This is a genomic window from Methyloceanibacter stevinii, assembly GCF_001723355.1.
Classification (GTDB): Bacteria; Pseudomonadota; Alphaproteobacteria; order Rhizobiales; family Methyloligellaceae; genus Methyloceanibacter; species Methyloceanibacter stevinii.
This window is the reverse complement of sequence record NZ_LPWE01000003.1, coordinates 140,130-154,808: the sequence shown is the minus strand read 5'-3', so window position 1 is coordinate 154,808 and position 14,679 is coordinate 140,130. Positions and strand designations below refer to the sequence as shown.

15 protein-coding genes and 1 pseudogene are annotated in these 14,679 nt (G+C 63.0%); 8 read left to right on the top strand and 8 right to left on the bottom strand.

The genetic code is table 11. The features are described 5' to 3' along the window. Nucleotides 1–125 precede the first annotated feature (125 nt). From AUC70_RS02345 to AUC70_RS02335, 3 genes are all read left to right on the top strand, one after another. Nucleotides 126–2,396 carry a transglycosylase domain-containing protein gene (locus tag AUC70_RS02345; protein ID WP_069443409.1) on the top strand — a complete coding sequence of 757 codons (2,271 nt, stop codon included), beginning with the start codon at nucleotides 126–128 and terminating at the stop codon, nucleotides 2,394–2,396. Nucleotides 2,397–2,779: 383 nt separating this feature from the next. Beyond that, nucleotides 2,780–3,103 (top strand): DUF1214 domain-containing protein, encoded by a 324-nt coding sequence (locus AUC70_RS02340; RefSeq protein ID WP_069443408.1) that lies wholly within the window; start codon nucleotides 2,780–2,782, stop codon nucleotides 3,101–3,103. Then, nucleotides 3,094–3,708, top strand: coding sequence for a DUF1254 domain-containing protein (locus tag AUC70_RS02335; protein ID WP_083241180.1), 615 nt, complete (start codon nucleotides 3,094–3,096; stop codon nucleotides 3,706–3,708). The genes AUC70_RS02340 and AUC70_RS02335 overlap by 10 nt, the downstream gene beginning before the upstream one ends. Here the strand turns inward: AUC70_RS02335 and AUC70_RS02330 are convergent. From AUC70_RS02330 to AUC70_RS02315, 4 genes are all read right to left on the bottom strand, one after another. Further along, on the bottom strand, nucleotides 3,697–3,888 hold the full coding sequence (locus AUC70_RS02330) for a hypothetical protein (RefSeq protein WP_069443406.1): 192 nt from the start codon (nucleotides 3,886–3,888) through the stop codon (nucleotides 3,697–3,699). The two genes, AUC70_RS02335 and AUC70_RS02330, sit on opposite strands and share 12 nt — an antisense overlap. Before the next feature lie 115 nt (nucleotides 3,889–4,003). After that, nucleotides 4,004–4,351, bottom strand: a complete 348-nt coding sequence (locus tag AUC70_RS02325; protein ID WP_069443405.1) for a DUF1491 family protein — start codon at nucleotides 4,349–4,351, stop codon at nucleotides 4,004–4,006. Nucleotides 4,352–4,393: 42 nt separating this feature from the next. Further along, complete coding sequence (locus AUC70_RS02320; protein ID WP_158007330.1) at nucleotides 4,394–5,098, bottom strand: peptidoglycan-binding domain-containing protein; 705 nt, start codon at nucleotides 5,096–5,098, stop codon at nucleotides 4,394–4,396. Nucleotides 5,099–5,260: 162 nt separating this feature from the next. Next, entirely contained in the window at nucleotides 5,261–7,033 is a 1,773-nt protein-coding gene (locus AUC70_RS02315; RefSeq protein ID WP_083241178.1) for a PAS domain-containing sensor histidine kinase, read from the bottom strand. Between the two features lie 389 nt (nucleotides 7,034–7,422). Between AUC70_RS02315 and AUC70_RS02310 the strand changes: the two genes are divergently transcribed. Then, entirely contained in the window at nucleotides 7,423–7,866 is a 444-nt protein-coding gene (locus AUC70_RS02310) for a DUF5330 domain-containing protein (RefSeq protein ID WP_069443403.1), read from the top strand. A gap of 184 nt (nucleotides 7,867–8,050) precedes the next feature. Continuing rightward, complete coding sequence (locus AUC70_RS02305) at nucleotides 8,051–8,500, top strand: SufE family protein (RefSeq protein ID WP_069443402.1); 450 nt, start codon at nucleotides 8,051–8,053, stop codon at nucleotides 8,498–8,500. 9 nt (nucleotides 8,501–8,509) lie between these two features. On the opposite strand, the gene AUC70_RS17340 is transcribed toward AUC70_RS02305, so the two are convergent. From AUC70_RS17340 to AUC70_RS02285, 4 genes are all read right to left on the bottom strand, one after another. Continuing rightward, a complete protein-coding gene (locus AUC70_RS17340; RefSeq protein ID WP_069443401.1) occupies nucleotides 8,510–9,376 on the bottom strand; it encodes a DUF6456 domain-containing protein in 867 nt (288 codons plus the stop codon). Further along, nucleotides 9,376–9,762, bottom strand: a complete 387-nt coding sequence (locus AUC70_RS02295; protein ID WP_083241177.1) for a helix-turn-helix domain-containing protein — start codon at nucleotides 9,760–9,762, stop codon at nucleotides 9,376–9,378. The genes AUC70_RS17340 and AUC70_RS02295 overlap by 1 nt, the downstream gene beginning before the upstream one ends. A 46-nt stretch (nucleotides 9,763–9,808) precedes the next feature. Continuing rightward, nucleotides 9,809–10,453 (bottom strand): PAS domain-containing protein, encoded by a 645-nt coding sequence (locus AUC70_RS02290; protein WP_069443400.1) that lies wholly within the window; start codon nucleotides 10,451–10,453, stop codon nucleotides 9,809–9,811. Between the two features lie 260 nt (nucleotides 10,454–10,713). Next, nucleotides 10,714–11,121, bottom strand: a complete 408-nt coding sequence (locus tag AUC70_RS02285; protein WP_069443399.1) for a Ros/MucR family transcriptional regulator — start codon at nucleotides 11,119–11,121, stop codon at nucleotides 10,714–10,716. 453 nt (nucleotides 11,122–11,574) lie between these two features. Here AUC70_RS02285 and msrB point away from each other — a divergent pair, with 453 nt between their 5' ends. The 3 genes and pseudogenes from msrB (at nucleotide 11,575) to AUC70_RS17715 (ending at nucleotide 14,554) form a co-directional block, all read left to right on the top strand. Beyond that, the gene (msrB, locus tag AUC70_RS02280; RefSeq protein WP_069443398.1) at nucleotides 11,575–12,030 is read left to right on the top strand and encodes a peptide-methionine (R)-S-oxide reductase MsrB; all 456 of its coding nucleotides are present in this window, start codon (nucleotides 11,575–11,577) and stop codon (nucleotides 12,028–12,030) included. 81 nt (nucleotides 12,031–12,111) lie between these two features. Then, the gene (locus tag AUC70_RS02275; protein ID WP_069443397.1) at nucleotides 12,112–14,202 is read left to right on the top strand and encodes a S9 family peptidase; all 2,091 of its coding nucleotides are present in this window, start codon (nucleotides 12,112–12,114) and stop codon (nucleotides 14,200–14,202) included. 63 nt (nucleotides 14,203–14,265) lie between these two features. Then, nucleotides 14,266–14,554, top strand: a pseudogene (locus AUC70_RS17715) (GIY-YIG nuclease family protein). Nucleotides 14,555–14,679 lie beyond the last annotated feature (125 nt).

Sequence of the window (14,679 nt, the reverse complement as noted above, 5' to 3'; positions counted from 1 at the left end):
CGTACACCCCGCCAAACCTCTATAAATGGCCGTATTCGGTGTATACTTAAGAATTCGGGTCGTCTCCCTTGGGGCGGCCAGCTTTTGTGCGGGCGGAACGCACTCTCTCAAGAGGTCCAAAGTCGTTGCGGGATATCCAGGGCAATAATCGCGGCAAGCTGATTGATTGGCTGAAGATCGATTCGTGGATCGATTCGGGCCTTTATTCCGCGCTGACCGGCTTCCGCGATTGGTGGGGCGCCTACTCGTCCTTCTTCGGCCGTTTCGAGGTCAAGGGATTCTGGCGGGCCTGCAACGAGTTGGTTTGCGATGGCCTCACGCTGAGCGTGGCCGGCCTGCTCGTGGTCCTTGCCTTCGCGCTACCCTCGTTCGAGATCGCCCAGGGCAAGATCAACCTGTCGGACGAGTTCAGCGTCACCTTCCTCGACCGCTACGGCAACGAGATCGGCAAGCGCGGCCTCCTGCGCGACGACTCCGTGCCGCTCGAGGAAATTCCCGATCACATGATCAAGGCGACCCTCGCCACCGAGGACCGGCGCTTCTTCGATCATTTCGGCATCGACATCATGGGCACCTCACGTGCCCTGATCCAAAACGCCCGCGCCGACACGGTCGTGCAGGGTGGTAGTTCGCTCACACAGCAGCTCGCCAAGAACATGTTTCTGTCGCCCGAGCGCGCCATCACGAGAAAGATCAAAGAGGCGTTCATCGCCATCTATCTCGAAAACCACTACACCAAGCCGGAACTCCTCAAGCTCTATTTCGACCGCGCCTATCTCGGCGGCGGCTCCTATGGCGTCGAGGCCGCGGCGCAGTACTACTTCAACAAGTCGATCCGCGACGTCACCTTGGCGGAGTCGGCCATGCTCGCGGGCATGTTCAAGGCGCCCACCCGCTACGCGCCCCATGTCAATCTCGCCGCCTCGCGCGCACGCGCCAACGAAGTGCTGAGCAACATGGTCGAAGCCGGCTATCTCAGCGAGGGGCAGGTCTACGGCGCCCGGCTGAACCCGGCACGCATCGTCGAGCGCGGCGACTCGAACACGCCGGACTACTTCCTCGACTGGGCCTTCGAGGAGGTCCAGCGCATCATGGGCGGGCGGCCCAACCGCATCGTCGTGGCCCGTACGACGGTTGACCTGGGGCTGCAGAAAACAGCCGAGTCAGCCGTCGAAGACACGATCTCGAAATTCGGCCGCTCCCGGAACTCAACGCCGGCGGCCCTCGTCTCCATGGAGACCAACGGCGCCGTGCGCGCCATGGTCGGCGGCAAGGACTATGGCGTCAGCCAATTCAACCGCGCGGCACATGCCTATCGGCAGCCGGGCTCCTCGTTCAAACCCTACGTCTACTTGAGCGCGATCGAGCATCTCGCTACACGCCCAACAGAAAGGGTGGTCGACGGCTATGTGAGCTGCGGTCGCTGGTCGCCCAAGAACTATTCCGGCGGTTATCGTGGCGCCATGACCTTGCGGACGGCGCTCGCGAAGTCGATCAACACGGTGGCCGTGAAGCTCTCGCTGGAAGTGGACCGCCAGACGGTGCTGGATGACCTGAGCAAGATGGGCGTCAAGCATTTGAAGAAGACCTGCTCGATGGCGCTCGGCGACAACGGCATGACGCCGCTTGAGCATGTGGGCGCCTGGGGTGTCTTCGCATCGGGCGGCCTGTCCATCCGACCCTACGGCATCGAGGAAATCAGCACGATCGGCGGTCAGCTTCTTTACAATCATGACCGGGACGATCCGAAGCCGACCCAGATCTTCAAGCCTGAGGCGGTCGCAACGCTCAACAACATGCTGCAGACCGTCGTCGATGCCGGAACCGGCCGCCGCGCACGGCTCGACTACACCAATGCAGCCGGCAAGACCGGAACGAGTTCCAACTATCGCGATGCGTGGTTCATGGGTTTCACCGGCAAATACGTCACCGGCGTTTGGTACGGCAACGACAACTTCTCGCCCATGGGCCGCGTGACGGGCGGCAGCTTCCCTGCCCAGACCTGGAAGACGTTCATGGACGCCGCCTATGACGGCGACAACATTCCCACGGCCCCGGGCGTCACGCCGCATCCGCGGCAGATCGCCGAGCGCCAGCGGATTGCCGCGGTCATGTCGCAGAACACCTCCGCCGACCTGCCGGTGCCGCCGCCGGTCGACACATCCAAGGACATGTCCAAAGCGACACGCCAGGTTCTCGGCAATATCGCGACGCTTCTGCAAAAGGCTCCCGCCGTGTCGCCGAACAGTGCCGATCGCCAGAGCCGGGCGACCCAGCCCGTCGGCAACAATCCGAAATCGAACGTGGCGTCGGCCGAGGGTACGGGCGTCCCGCAGGCCGCCTCTAATCGTAATGCGGAGCGGGCGGCGCGCACAGCCAGCACCGACCGTCAGTAAGTCGCCCGCGTTGCGCCTAGATCGAAAGACGATGCTCGCGTGACAGCACTCCCCGACATGCCGCTTTCCGGAGCGCCGACGCATAACAGCCTTTGGCGCGACGAAGGCGGCACGTCCATGCGTGCGCTGGGCTACTTCATCGGCGCTTTTGCCGTCGCGCTACTCCTAGGCATCGGATCGGCCTGGTACATGATCGAGCGTGGTTCCATGCTCACCACCACGCGCGTGGGACCGTGGACGAGTTGGCTCAGCGAGGGAAATCCTAGCGCGGATCCATACACGCGTGCCCATCTCGCCCGGAGCGGCCGCCTACCGCTGACGTCGACGGCAGCCCGGTATTTCATGGCCGGCACGGACTCGGGTGGCAGCCACCTAAGTCCCCAATGCGAGTACCGTATCTCGGGCGGTCCTTTGAGGCCCGCTGGTGGTCGCTTGCGCTTTACGACTCGCAAGGGTCCATCATCCCCAACCCGTCCAACCGCTACAGCTTCAACAGCGAAGAAGCGATCCGCCGGTCGGACGGGAGCTACGAAATTTATCTTTCGAAGAGCGCGCGCCCCGGCAACTGGCTGCCGAGCGGGACCGATCCGTACAGAGACCTCAAACTCCTGCTGCGCGTCTACGGCCCCCGCGAAACGGACGCCAACGGCATCGGGCAGATCCCCGATGAGAGCCTTCCAACGATCGAGCGTGTGCGATGCGAGTAAGACTGCCGGGACTGTATATCGCCTTGGCCGTCGTGCTCGCCGGCCTCATTCACGTGGTCGCGGTGCTGACGCTGCCCATGCTCGCGCCGCGCGACGCCCATGCCCGGCTTGCGGCTCTCGGTCCCACCAACACCATCATTCAGCTTCCGCCGCTGAAGCCTGGACAACAGGTCATGCCCAACATGGCGCCGGACGTGCGCTATGCCATGTGCCTCTTCGATCTTTCCGACGGCCCCGTGCACCTGCGCGCGAATATTCCTGACGAGCTGTGGCTCATCGCCTTCTACACGCCGATTGGCGAGAATTTCTATACGGTGGTCGGTGCCGACATGAAGCGGGGCAACGTGGACCTCGTCGTCACGACCGGGGATCAGTCCGTCGCGGACGCGACGGGCGACTCTCCCGAAGCCCTCGAGAATCTGTTGGTGGTCAATTCACCCGCGAGCAAGGGCATTGCCTTGATCCGCGCACCCCTGGCCGGTCCAAGCCGCAGCTTCGAAGCCCAGCGCGCGCTCGAAGCCGCCTATTGCGGACAGCAGCGGGCCACGGCGGCACCCCCCGCAGAGGCGACGCCCCTACCCACACCGGCGCCTTCAGGCCTGTGACTTTGTCCGGGCCTGCGCCGGATGTTCTCCAGCGGCGGTAGACAGTGTCTGTTCGTGAGCGCCATGGCGCTCGATACGCACACCCGGAAAGATGATGATCTCACCGAGCGCCCCTTCGGCCGGCACTTCCTTTCGGGCGCCGTCGTGCTCCGTCACGCGGAATTCCAATATGGTCGCCATCTTAAGGTCTCCACGGCTTGCCTCACGCGATGCGCAAACAAAACGGGCGCGCAACGCGCCTTTCCTGGATTAGGACCCCGTTAAGGTTAACGAACCCCTAATGGACCCGGGCCGCTCAGGCCGCAATCAACGCGTCGCCGAGGAAGTGCCGCCCCTCTTTGTCCTCGACCGCGATCACCCAAAGGTCGGGGTCGAACTCCTCCTGCCGGTCGAGATATGCGGCGACGGTCGGCGCATCCGCGGCGTCGCCTCCGAGACACGCCACCCAGAAGCGCTCGGCATCGGTCGCGGACAGTCCAGCCGGCGCCGGCCCGTAGAGATTGAGCGTACCGTCCAGCCTGTCGACTTCGATGAAGATCGCACCCGCTTCCTCGTGGCCGCGCTTGACCACGACCGCCGGAACATTCTCAACGGCGCATCTGCGCAAGTAGGCGCTGACCCAGATCCCGCTCTTCAAACGCATGAGACGGCCTTCTTTAATCGGGTCGAGGGTACGGTGAGCGGGCTAACGGTTACTAGCCGCCGTTCTGGTGAAGTCGCGTCCTGTCACGCGCTGAAGCTCGGCAAGAAGTTCCGGCGTGATCGAGCCGGTGACGGCCATATTGCGGTCCTGCTGAAACGCACTGACGGCATCGGCGGTGTTTTCGCCCCATTGGCCGTCAATGGCCCCCGGTGCGTAACCGAGTTCGGCAAGCACCTGCTGCACGCGCAAGACCGTGCTGTCGCCGGCCGATTGCGCGGCAATGCTGTCGGCCGGCGGTACCGAGCCGGTCGCATCGGAATTGGCGATCGTGTCGCCGAGAAGAATCTGGCGCAGCACGTCGTCGCTCGGAAGACCAGTGATGGCAAGCCCTTCGCGCATCTGAAACGCGGAGATGGCCTTGCGCGTCTTGTCCGACAGTTGGCCATCGACGGTTCCCACGTCGTAGCCGCGCAACGAAAGCTCCCGCTGGATAGCCCGCACGACCAGCAGCGATTCCCCGTCTCCGGGTGGCTGCGACGGCAGGTCGGTCACGACCGGTGCCACGGCCCCACCGGACTCCGCCGTCTTCTCATAAGTGCTGGCTGTGCTGTCGGCACTCACGCGCGCACTCGGCGGCTCGACGCCGATCACACGGGTGGTGCCGGAGCCCGCGGACATCGCATCGGCCATGCCATGCGGCGCGTGCTCCTGCAGGTAGAGCGCGTTGTAAATGATCGTCGCGGTCATGCCCAAAAAGGCCAAAAACAAAAGCCGCGCTGTGACTACGCCCATTATTCCCACAAATCGATTGTTGAGGTCTCGCCCACTCGAATCGAGAAGGACATCACGCCCCTCCCCTAACGCATCTTGGCGCTGGAAGCTAAAGAGTTACTAAACGCCCGTCCGCGCCTAGGCAGCCGCCACAGAAGCCCCGTGCTCCTCGTTGGCCGGAGGTTCTGCCTCGACTTCGAGGGGTAGAACGATACGCACGGTCGTGCCCTGCCCCAGCGTACTTTCGAGGTCCAGCGATCCCCCATGGAGCTGCGCGAGCCCCCGCACGACGGACAGGCCAAGGCCCGCGCCCTCGTAGCTGCGGTCATAAGAGCTCGCGGCCTGGACGAATGGATTGCCAAGGCGCGGCAAGTCCTTCTCGGCGATACCGATGCCGTTGTCGGACACGGCAAACACCATGTTCCCGTCCTCGGCGGAGGCGGCAACTCTGACCCAACCGCCTTTCTCGGTGAACTTGACGGCATTCGAGATCACGTTGAGCAGCATTTGCTTGCAGGCGCGCTTGTCCGCCGCAAGTTCCGGCAAGCCGTCCGCGACCTGAGTCGTAAGCGTCAGCCCCTTGGTCTCGGCGGTATGGCGCAGGACATCGCAGCACGACTTCACCAAGTCGCCCACGCAGAAGGGCTCCCGCACGATGGAGAACTTGCCCGCTTCGATCTTCGACATGTCGAGGATGCCGTTGACCACACCCAGCAGGTGCTCGCCACTTTCATGGATCAGGCCCGCGTAATCGCGATAGCGCTTCTCACCCAGCTTGCCGAATAGCTCCCGCTCCAAAATCTCGGAGAAACCGATAATGGCGTTGAGCGGCGTCCGCAGCTCATGGCTCATACTGGCGAGGAACTGGCTCTTCGCACGGCTGGCGCTTTCCGCCTCGCCGCGCGCGCGCAGGAGATTCGCCTCGTATTCCTTATGTTGGGAGATGTCGCGCGTAACGGCAACGACGGCGGACTGGTCGAAGCCGTCTGCCTGCGGCATCGGCCGGCAGCGCATCTCGACCCAGGCGTAATAGGCATTGTCGCTCGAGCCGCCCCGGCGCAGGCGGAATTCGACCGATATCGGTTCATTGTTCACACGGCATCGGTTGAGCGCCGAGAGAAAGGCCGGGCGGTCGCCGACATGGACATGTTCGAAGAGGCCGTCGCCGAGCACGGCGGGCGCCGTGGCCCCGAGAAGCTGCCGCGCGGCTTGCGACGCGAACACCACACGTCCGCGGTGGTCATGCAGCGTGATCATGTCGTTCACGTTCTCGGCGAGCAGACGGTAACGCTCCTCGCTGGCTTCAATGGCGTATTCGGATTGCCGGTGAACGAGCTGAAGCGTCACGACCAGACCTGCCGCATAGGCCATCGCGCTCAAGGCGCCGATAAAGGCAAAGGCTGCAGGCGGGATCGGCAGGGTGAACGGCGTCGGGTCGATACCTCCGGCACCCAGCATCGCGAGCGCGACAAGTCCCGTGCCGGCGGCGCCGACGGCCCACGCAACGCTGCGCCTGTCAGTGCTGAGACCCGCCTCGAGCGGTACGGCGACGAGCCACGGCAACAGCGCCGAGGCGAGACCGCCGGTCAACCAGGCACAATAGGTGACGAGGCCGGCAAAATTGACCGCAGAGATCCGATGGGCCACGGCAAACCGGCCAGTCCGCGACAGATAGATCGCAATCGCGATCGGCGACATCAGCCAGAGGAAGGCGAAGGCGCTCAACAAAGAGGGCTTGCCCCCGACAACCAGATAGATGGGGAAGACGCAAAGCGCCAAGGCGCCGCCCAGGAGCCGCGAGGCAATAAAGGTCTGGTGCCGCGCCAAGGTCAGCGCGTCGCCACGCGCCGACTCGTGGACAAGCGACCGGAAATAGGCTGACAGGCCGCGGATACTCTCTCGACTCAACACTCGCAACTCGGAGCGGCACGGGACCGCTGCGTCCTAGAATCCTCAGTTAGCAGCGCATTATTCCCGAGCCTCACTTAAAGAAAGCATAAGGCCGCGACACTTACCGCCGCCCCGATGGCACTTCGCCCTGTGTGGCGCGCCAAACTTCCAGCCGATTCGATTAAAACTTTAGTCAAGTTTCTTTCAAATGCATTTACAGAGATAAACAGTGCGTTTACTTACCGGCCTCGCAAAACCCGATAGAGGAGGTTGAGAGTTCGAGTAAAAATTTACAGGGTTTCAGGAAAGGACGTTATTTTCTTGCGCGTATAGTTCCCTCATCTGCGAAAAATCGCGGAGCACAGAGCGGCAAAAAAAACGGGGCCGCCATCGACAGAGAGGGCAGACAAATGATGTTCCTGATTAGATCGGCCTTTTGGCTGGTGGTGCTCATCCTCCTGATTCCGACGGACGGGGAGCAACAAAAGAAGATTTACGGCATGGCGCAGACGGCTGTGGCCGACATTCGCAGTTTCTGCGTGCGCAACCCCGAAACCTGCGACTCGGGCCAGTTCGCGATCAATGTGCTCGTGCAGAAGGCGCAGTATGGCGCCCACATGGTTCAGAGCCTCGTCAACGATCAGACGGGCACCTTCGCGCCGGCGCGATATCCGGATAACAGCCAACAGGCCGCTGCAAATCGGCCGTCGGCGCACCAAGCACCCGTCGACAACTCTGTGATGCCGGTGCCGTCGGCCGTGCCGATCGAGCCGACACCCTGGATAGACAGCGGGTCGCAGAACACGCTGAGCCCGGAAGACCTTAAGACGGAGTGGAGCGGCCCGAACGTCTAGCCGTCCGGCTCGTTGCCACAACGAAGGTTATCCGGAAGCACCAAAGTTTCCCCGGCAGCCCCCCGCCTGCCACCAGACGCGCAAGCGGCCGGTCTCTCCCCTCGGGACCGTCCCTTGCGCGTTCCTTTGCCGCTCCTTGGCCTAAGCTCTCGCAGCGGGCGGCGAGCGGACCTATAATCGGGCTATGGATACCGCAACAACCACAGACCGCCCCTCGTTCGAGGAGATCCTCGCCGACTTCGAACTACTCGATGACTGGGAGGACCGCTACCGCTACGTCATCGAACTCGGCAAGAAACTCGAACCGCTGCCGGACGAGCTTCGCAACGCCGACACCAAGGTCCAGGGCTGCGTCAGCCAGGTCTGGCTTTCCACGACGGTCCATCCCGACGGCGTACCGCGCCTCACCTTCATTGGCGACAGCGATGCGCACATCGTCCGCGGGCTGGTCGCGATCCTTTTCGCCGTCTATTCCGGCAAGACCGCCAGCGATATTCTCGACATCGACGCCGTGAAGACCCTGGGCGAACTTCACCTCAACGAGCACCTCACCCCGCAACGCTCCAACGGGCTCATGGCCATGGTGACGCGCATTCGCACCGACGCGGAGAAAGCGCGCACCGGCGCGGCCTAGGTCACGCCGTCAAGCATCAGCCTGATCGGCCCCGTCCGCAACGCCGTCGATGCGCGGCCGATAGCCGGGCTGACCCCATTTTCGGAGCTTGCGTCTACGGTCATTGCCATCGGCGAGGAGACCGTAGTGTTTCGCCAGCCGTGTGAGGGCGATCTGGAGCACCACCTTGCCGGCGCGCTGCGGCCAGCCGTTCTCCTTCTCGGCCTCCTCGAGCCCCTTCAGTTCACAACAAATATCGACGAGAACGCCGGAGATCTCGGGCCCTACGGCGGCCAGCGCGCGCATGACCCGCTCCTTCGCCGCCAGGACCTCATCGCGCAGCGCCGCCGGGTCAGCCGGTGCTCCGCGCCGAGAGCGGCTCGCAGGCTCCACCGAGGACCAATTGGCCGTCACGCGCGGGTTCATCTGCGCAAACCAATAGTCCGTCCGCAAACGCTCCCCGGCTTCGAATTGCTCCTGGCCGATCAGCGGCCGACCGGCACGATCCTTCCGACTGCGAAGCCAGCCGAGCGGACTCTCGCCGTCGTTCAGGAGCACCGGTTGCCGGATACCGCCGATCTCACGCACGTCTTGGGTCCGGCATTGATGCTGCGCGCGGAAAGGTTCGACCCCGTCGGCACCGCTACGCCGGACGCGTGCGTACCCGGTATCGCTAAGTACCAAGCCGTGATCGGTGCGCTCCAGGAGGTCGGCTGCGAGGCACGCCATGACCACATCACGGTCCACGGATTTGAAGACGATGCGGCCGGCCTCCCTCAGAACGAAGCGGCCCTTGCCATCGTCGACGAGCACCGCGCCGCCGGCGAGACGCTGCAAGAGCCGGCTGTGTGCCGCTACGGCCGGTTTCGCGGGGCCACGCGAGCGCCGCGCGCTCACTAGCGCCTCCCGCGCCAGGAGAGCGCCCCGATCACCGCCGCGATGGCGCATTCGAGCCGTTCAACGCGGCTGTCCAACTCGGGGTCGTCGCGCCGATCCTCGACGACTTCGCAGGCATGGGCAACCGTCGTCCGGTCGCGCGAGAAAAGAGCGCCCACTTCCGTCATGCTCAACCCGCAGACGACATGGGTAAGATACATGGCCACCTGCCGAGCGAACGCGGCTCGCGGGGACCGGCGCGTCGCGGCGCCAAGCTCAGATGGATCGACCTCGAACACCAGCGCCACCGCAGGATCGATGACTTGGCGCAGCGCTGCCCGAGCGCCATGGCGCTGCCCAATTCGCTCCCGCGTATCCTGAAACCGCTCACTCCCCAACGCACTCATGAACTCGCTCCTCCAAACTCGTTATAGGAATCTTGTCCTATATACTCTAAGAGCGAACGCAATGACGGGGATAGAGAAGCTGCTCGGGAACGCGCTGAAAGAGCCCTTGTTCCCCCAAACCACCCGGCCTCAATGGCACGGCCTGCGTTGAATCCGAGACGTTACGCGCGCAGGGCCGTAGGTCCGGGCTGACCGGAACAATAGGCCGTGAATTCAGCGATTTGGTCGGCGTCCGTGTCGGGACATCGGGCGCATGGCAGAGGATGCGATCGACCCGGATGCCGTCATCGGAGAACGGCAGGCGCAGCCAGTAGAGCACGACATGGTCGCGGCCCTCGGCAGGTCCGCAGGCAATGCCCTGGGCGCATACGGCTTCCGTCGCGATCCTCGAATGAACAGCGTGCCACGGCTCGGCGCGGCGACCCGAGAACACTTCCGGTAGGGTCAGACCCGTGATCTCGCGTCCGTAGATCTCCCGCAAGCGCGTGCCCGCCAAGCGGAAATGGCTGCGTTCGAAACCATCGCGCAGGTCTATCAAACCGAGATTCGGGAGGAGTTCGGGGAACTTGAGCGGATCGAAATCCGCGCGGGCCGGCATCGGTCGCCCACGAGCGATGTCGCTCCAATAGTCCAAAAGCACACGCTGTTCCGGCAGCGCCAACTGTGCCCTGAAGGCGCAATCGGACAGCATCACATCCCCTCGCAAAATCGAATCGGCCCGCACCCCGACTATGGGGGTTTCACGCCGTCACATTCAAGAGAGGCGCGAAATTTTGCCTGATATCACAAGGGGTTGTGTCGATACGGCAAGCGCACACCGGATATTGCGCTTGCAGCCAGGCGGTGCAGTCTGACCGCAGAATGCCGGCACCAACGATGGTGGTGAAAATGACGGACACGCAGCCCAAAATGCGGTGTCCGTGAGCGGGCCAGCGCCCGCTTGCGCGTGCCTTAGCGGCGGCGCTGTCCGAGACCCATGCGCTTCGCAAGATCCGACCGGGCCGCGGCGTAGTTCGGTGCGACCATCGGGTAGTCGTGCGGCAGGCCCCACTTCTCCCGGTACTCTTCCGGCGACAAGTCGTAATGAGTCCGCAGATGGCGCTTGAGCGACTTGAACTTTTTGCCGTCCTCCAAGCAGATGATGTATTCCGAGGTCACCGACTTCTTGACCGGAACCGCGGGCCGAAGCTCTTCCTTGGCCGGCTGCGCACCGGTACTGGAGGCCTTCTTCAGCGCGTCGAATACGTTGTTGATCAGGGCCGGCAGATCCGTGGCCACAACAGTGTTGTTGGTGACATAGGCCGAAACGATCTCAGCCGTCAGTTCAACAAGCTCGTCCTTTTCCACCACTGCGTCCATGATTTGGCTCCTTTAGCCGCGAGCGTTTCTATTCGAACGCTGGAAACGGCGATTCAGCGACTCAATTCGCATTCCACACAATCTAGCGCCCTTGAAAGTCATCAAATTGCGCCGTTTTTGTGGCTTGAAACTATCGAACTTTGGAAACTAACAGCCTTTGAGCACGTTTAGTTCCATCAATTTGCTTCGTATAGCACTCTGCGACGGAATCGCAACGCACTTTTGCTCACGAAGACTGTGGAAAACGGACGTGGGCTCTGTCGGTTCTCGATTTTCTCTGCTTTGAAACATCCCAGAGTTTGTCTGCATTGCCGGAAATCTCTCGTTTACCGAGCAGAAGCGAGATCACGGTTGTGCGTTGCTGGATCAAGCTTGCGTGACACCACTTAGGGACCTGCGCGCGCCACCCTATATTCTGTAGCGAACACGAGGACGACGGATAGAAGGCAAGCCATGAGCACCACGCACAAGAAGACAGGCACCCCGATCCCGGCAACGAAGGACGACTGGCGCGAGCAACTCACACCAGAGCAGTTCCATGTGATGCGCGAGCATGGGACGGAGCGCGCTTTCAGCCATCCCTATCACCAGGAGAAGCGCACCGGCATGTATCGCTGCGCCGGGTGCGGGGCGGTCCTATTCAGCTCGGACACGAAGTTCGATTCCGGCACGGGCTGGCCGAGCTTCACCGACGTGGCCGCCGCCGAAACCGTGACGAAACACGAGGACAGCAGCTACGGCATGCGCCGTGTCGAGGTCCGCTGCGCCAATTGCGAAGCCCATCTTGGGCACGTGTTCCCGGACGGACCGGGGGATACCGGCCTGCGCTACTGCATCAACGGCTGCGCCCTCGACCTTGACACCGATGACCTTGACAGCGGCGGCGCGGACGGCAACACGTCGGGCTAGTCTCCGAGCGTGGGATGCCTCCATATTGGCCGCATCCCATGCTCAACCATGGTCCTATTACGCCTCAACTAGGCCTCACGAATGAACAAACCCGATCTTCCGGCGCGCGGCCCCATCGCCCCGCGCCGCCCCTCCCAGTCGCACCATCACGGCATCGATCGCGAGGACGGCTACGCCTGGCTCCGAGCCGACAATTGGCAGGCCGTGATGCGCGACCCTGCCGTTCTCCCCCGAGATATCTGCGCGCATTTGGAGGCGGAAAACGTCTACACGAAGGCTGCGATGGGGGATACCGAGGCGCTGCAGGAGACGCTGTTCGCCGAAATGAAGGGCCGGATCAAGGAAGACGATTCATCCGTGCCGGCCCCCGACGGACCGTTCGACTACTACACCCGCTTCGTCACGGGCGGGCAGCAGCCGCTGTTCTGCCGGCGCCCGCGCGGTGGAGGTGAGGAGACAATCCTGATCGACGGCAACGCGCTGGCCGAAGGCCAGGCCTATTTCCGCATCGCACAGGTAGCGCACAGCCCCGACCACAAGCGCATCGCCTACGCGGTCGACACCAAGGGCTCGGAATACTTCACGGCCAAAATCATCGATGCCGAGACCGGCGCGGTTGTCGAGGAAGCGATCGCGGATGCCTGCGGCGGCCTCGAATGGGCCGCCGACAGCCAGACCCTGCTCTATGTCTGGCTCGACGAGGAACACCGGCCGCGCAAGCTCTTCGCGCATAAGATCGGCGATACGGGCGAGGACCGCTTGGTCCACGATCAAACCGACCCCGGCCTGTTCCTCGACATCAGCCTGACCCAGGACGGCAAGTACCTTCTGCTCGGCACCCACGACCACGAGACGACGGAAGTCAGCCTGATCGATGCGGCCGACCCCTACGCCGAGCCCCGTCTCGTTGCGCCGAGAGAAGCCGAGCACGAATACTCCGTATGCCATCACGAAGGCCGGCTGATCATCCTGACTAATTCCGGCGGCGCGGAAGATTTCCGCATCGTCGAAGCACCCGCCGACAACCCCTCGCCCGCCAACTGGACCGAGATCGAACCGCACCGGCCCGGGCGGCTCATCCTCGACATCATCGCCTTCAAGGACTTCCTCGTGCGGCTCGAACGGGAGAACGGCTTGCCGCGCATCGTCATCCGCCGTTTCGCGGACGGCGAAGAGCACGAGATCGCCTTCGACGAAGAGGCCTACGCGCTCGGCATGAGCGCGGGCTACGAGTACGACACGACGACCTTGCGCTTCACCTATTCGTCGATGACCACACCGTCGCAGACTTACGACTACGACATGGCGACGCGCGAACGGACCTTGCGCAAGACGCAAGAGATCCCGAGCGGCCATGACCCGAGCCAATACGTCACGCGCCGCGTCTTCGCCCCGGCGAAGGACGGCGAGACCGTGCCCGTCACCTTGCTCTACCGGAAGGACACGAAGCTCGACGGCACGGCGCCCCTGCTGCTCTACGGCTATGGCTCCTACGGCATCACCATTCCGGCGAGCTTCATGACGAATGCGCTGAGCCTCGTCGATCGCGGCTTCGTCTATGCCATCGCGCACGTTCGCGGCGGCAAGGACAAGGGCTTCGCCTGGTACAAGAACGGCAAGCGCGCCAAGAAGACGAACACCTTCACGGATTTCATCGCCGCCGGCGAGTATCTCGCGAACCAGAAGTTCACGTCACGCGGGCGCATCGTGGCGCAAGGCGGCAGCGCAGGCGGCATGCTCATGGGCGCCATCGCCAACATGGCGCCGGATCTGTTTCTCGGCATCATCGCGAGGGTGCCGTTCGTCGATGTGCTGACGACCATGCTGGATGCCACCCTGCCGCTCACGCCGCCCGAATGGCCCGAATGGGGCAACCCGATCGAGAGCGCCCAGGACTACAAGACCATCGCCGCCTACTCGCCCTACGACAATGTGAGTGCGCAAGCCTATCCCAACATTCTCGCGCTTGCGGGCCTCACCGATCCGCGCGTGACCTATTGGGAGCCGGCCAAATGGATCGCCAAACTGCGCGAGACCGGCACCGGCAACAATCTCATTCTTCTGAAGACGAACATGGAGGCCGGTCACGCCGGCGCCTCCGGCCGCTTTGACCGCCTGAAGGAAGTCGCGCTGTCCTATGCCTTCGCGCTGAAACTGACAGATCGCGCCTGAGTAGACCTCTTGTTCGTCATGCCCGGACTTGATCCGGGCATCCACGATTTGCAGACTCGCACCATGAGCGGGGGCTGGGTCTATATCCTCACAAACAAGCCCAACGGCATTCTCTATACGGGCGTCACGCGTGACTCGCGCGGCGGGTGTTCGAGCATAGAGAGGGTGTGGCGCCGGGATTCTCACGCCGCTACGGCTGAAGAGGCTCGTATGGTGTGAACAGCATGAAACGATCACTGCAGCCATCCAGAGGGAGAAGACCATCAAGCATTGGTCACGCGCCTGGAAGGTGAAACTCATTCTGGCGGACAACCCTGATTGGGACGATCTCTATCTGACGCTAAATCAGTGAAGACGTGGATGGCCGGGTCAGGCCCGGCCATGACAAGGAACGGACGAATTCGCGGTTGCCGTCATCCCCAACCAAGCCACCACACTGTCATGCCCGGACTTGATCCGGGCATCCACGGAGCGCAG

What these genes read in the sequence shown, in the direction of transcription:
- AUC70_RS02340 (WP_069443408.1), top strand. Translation starts at nt 2,780, where the DNA reads ATGCGAGTACCGTATCTCGGGCGGTCCTTTGAGGCCCGCTGGTGGTCG.
- AUC70_RS02290 (WP_069443400.1), bottom strand. Translation starts at nt 10,453, where the DNA reads ATGCTGTCCGATTGCGCCTTCAGGGCACAGTTGGCGCTGCCGGAACAG.
- msrB (WP_069443398.1), top strand. Translation starts at nt 11,575, where the DNA reads ATGAGCACCACGCACAAGAAGACAGGCACCCCGATCCCGGCAACGAAG.
- AUC70_RS02330 (WP_069443406.1), bottom strand. Translation starts at nt 3,888, where the DNA reads ATGGCGACCATATTGGAATTCCGCGTGACGGAGCACGACGGCGCCCGA.
- AUC70_RS02310 (WP_069443403.1), top strand. Translation starts at nt 7,423, where the DNA reads ATGATGTTCCTGATTAGATCGGCCTTTTGGCTGGTGGTGCTCATCCTC.
- AUC70_RS02335 (WP_083241180.1), top strand. Translation starts at nt 3,094, where the DNA reads ATGCGAGTAAGACTGCCGGGACTGTATATCGCCTTGGCCGTCGTGCTC.
- AUC70_RS02275 (WP_069443397.1), top strand. Translation starts at nt 12,112, where the DNA reads ATGAACAAACCCGATCTTCCGGCGCGCGGCCCCATCGCCCCGCGCCGC.
- AUC70_RS02295 (WP_083241177.1), bottom strand. Translation starts at nt 9,762, where the DNA reads ATGAGTGCGTTGGGGAGTGAGCGGTTTCAGGATACGCGGGAGCGAATT.
- AUC70_RS02285 (WP_069443399.1), bottom strand. Translation starts at nt 11,121, where the DNA reads ATGGACGCAGTGGTGGAAAAGGACGAGCTTGTTGAACTGACGGCTGAG.
- AUC70_RS02325 (WP_069443405.1), bottom strand. Translation starts at nt 4,351, where the DNA reads ATGCGTTTGAAGAGCGGGATCTGGGTCAGCGCCTACTTGCGCAGATGC.
- AUC70_RS02320 (WP_158007330.1), bottom strand. Translation starts at nt 5,098, where the DNA reads ATGACCGCGACGATCATTTACAACGCGCTCTACCTGCAGGAGCACGCG.
- AUC70_RS02305 (WP_069443402.1), top strand. Translation starts at nt 8,051, where the DNA reads ATGGATACCGCAACAACCACAGACCGCCCCTCGTTCGAGGAGATCCTC.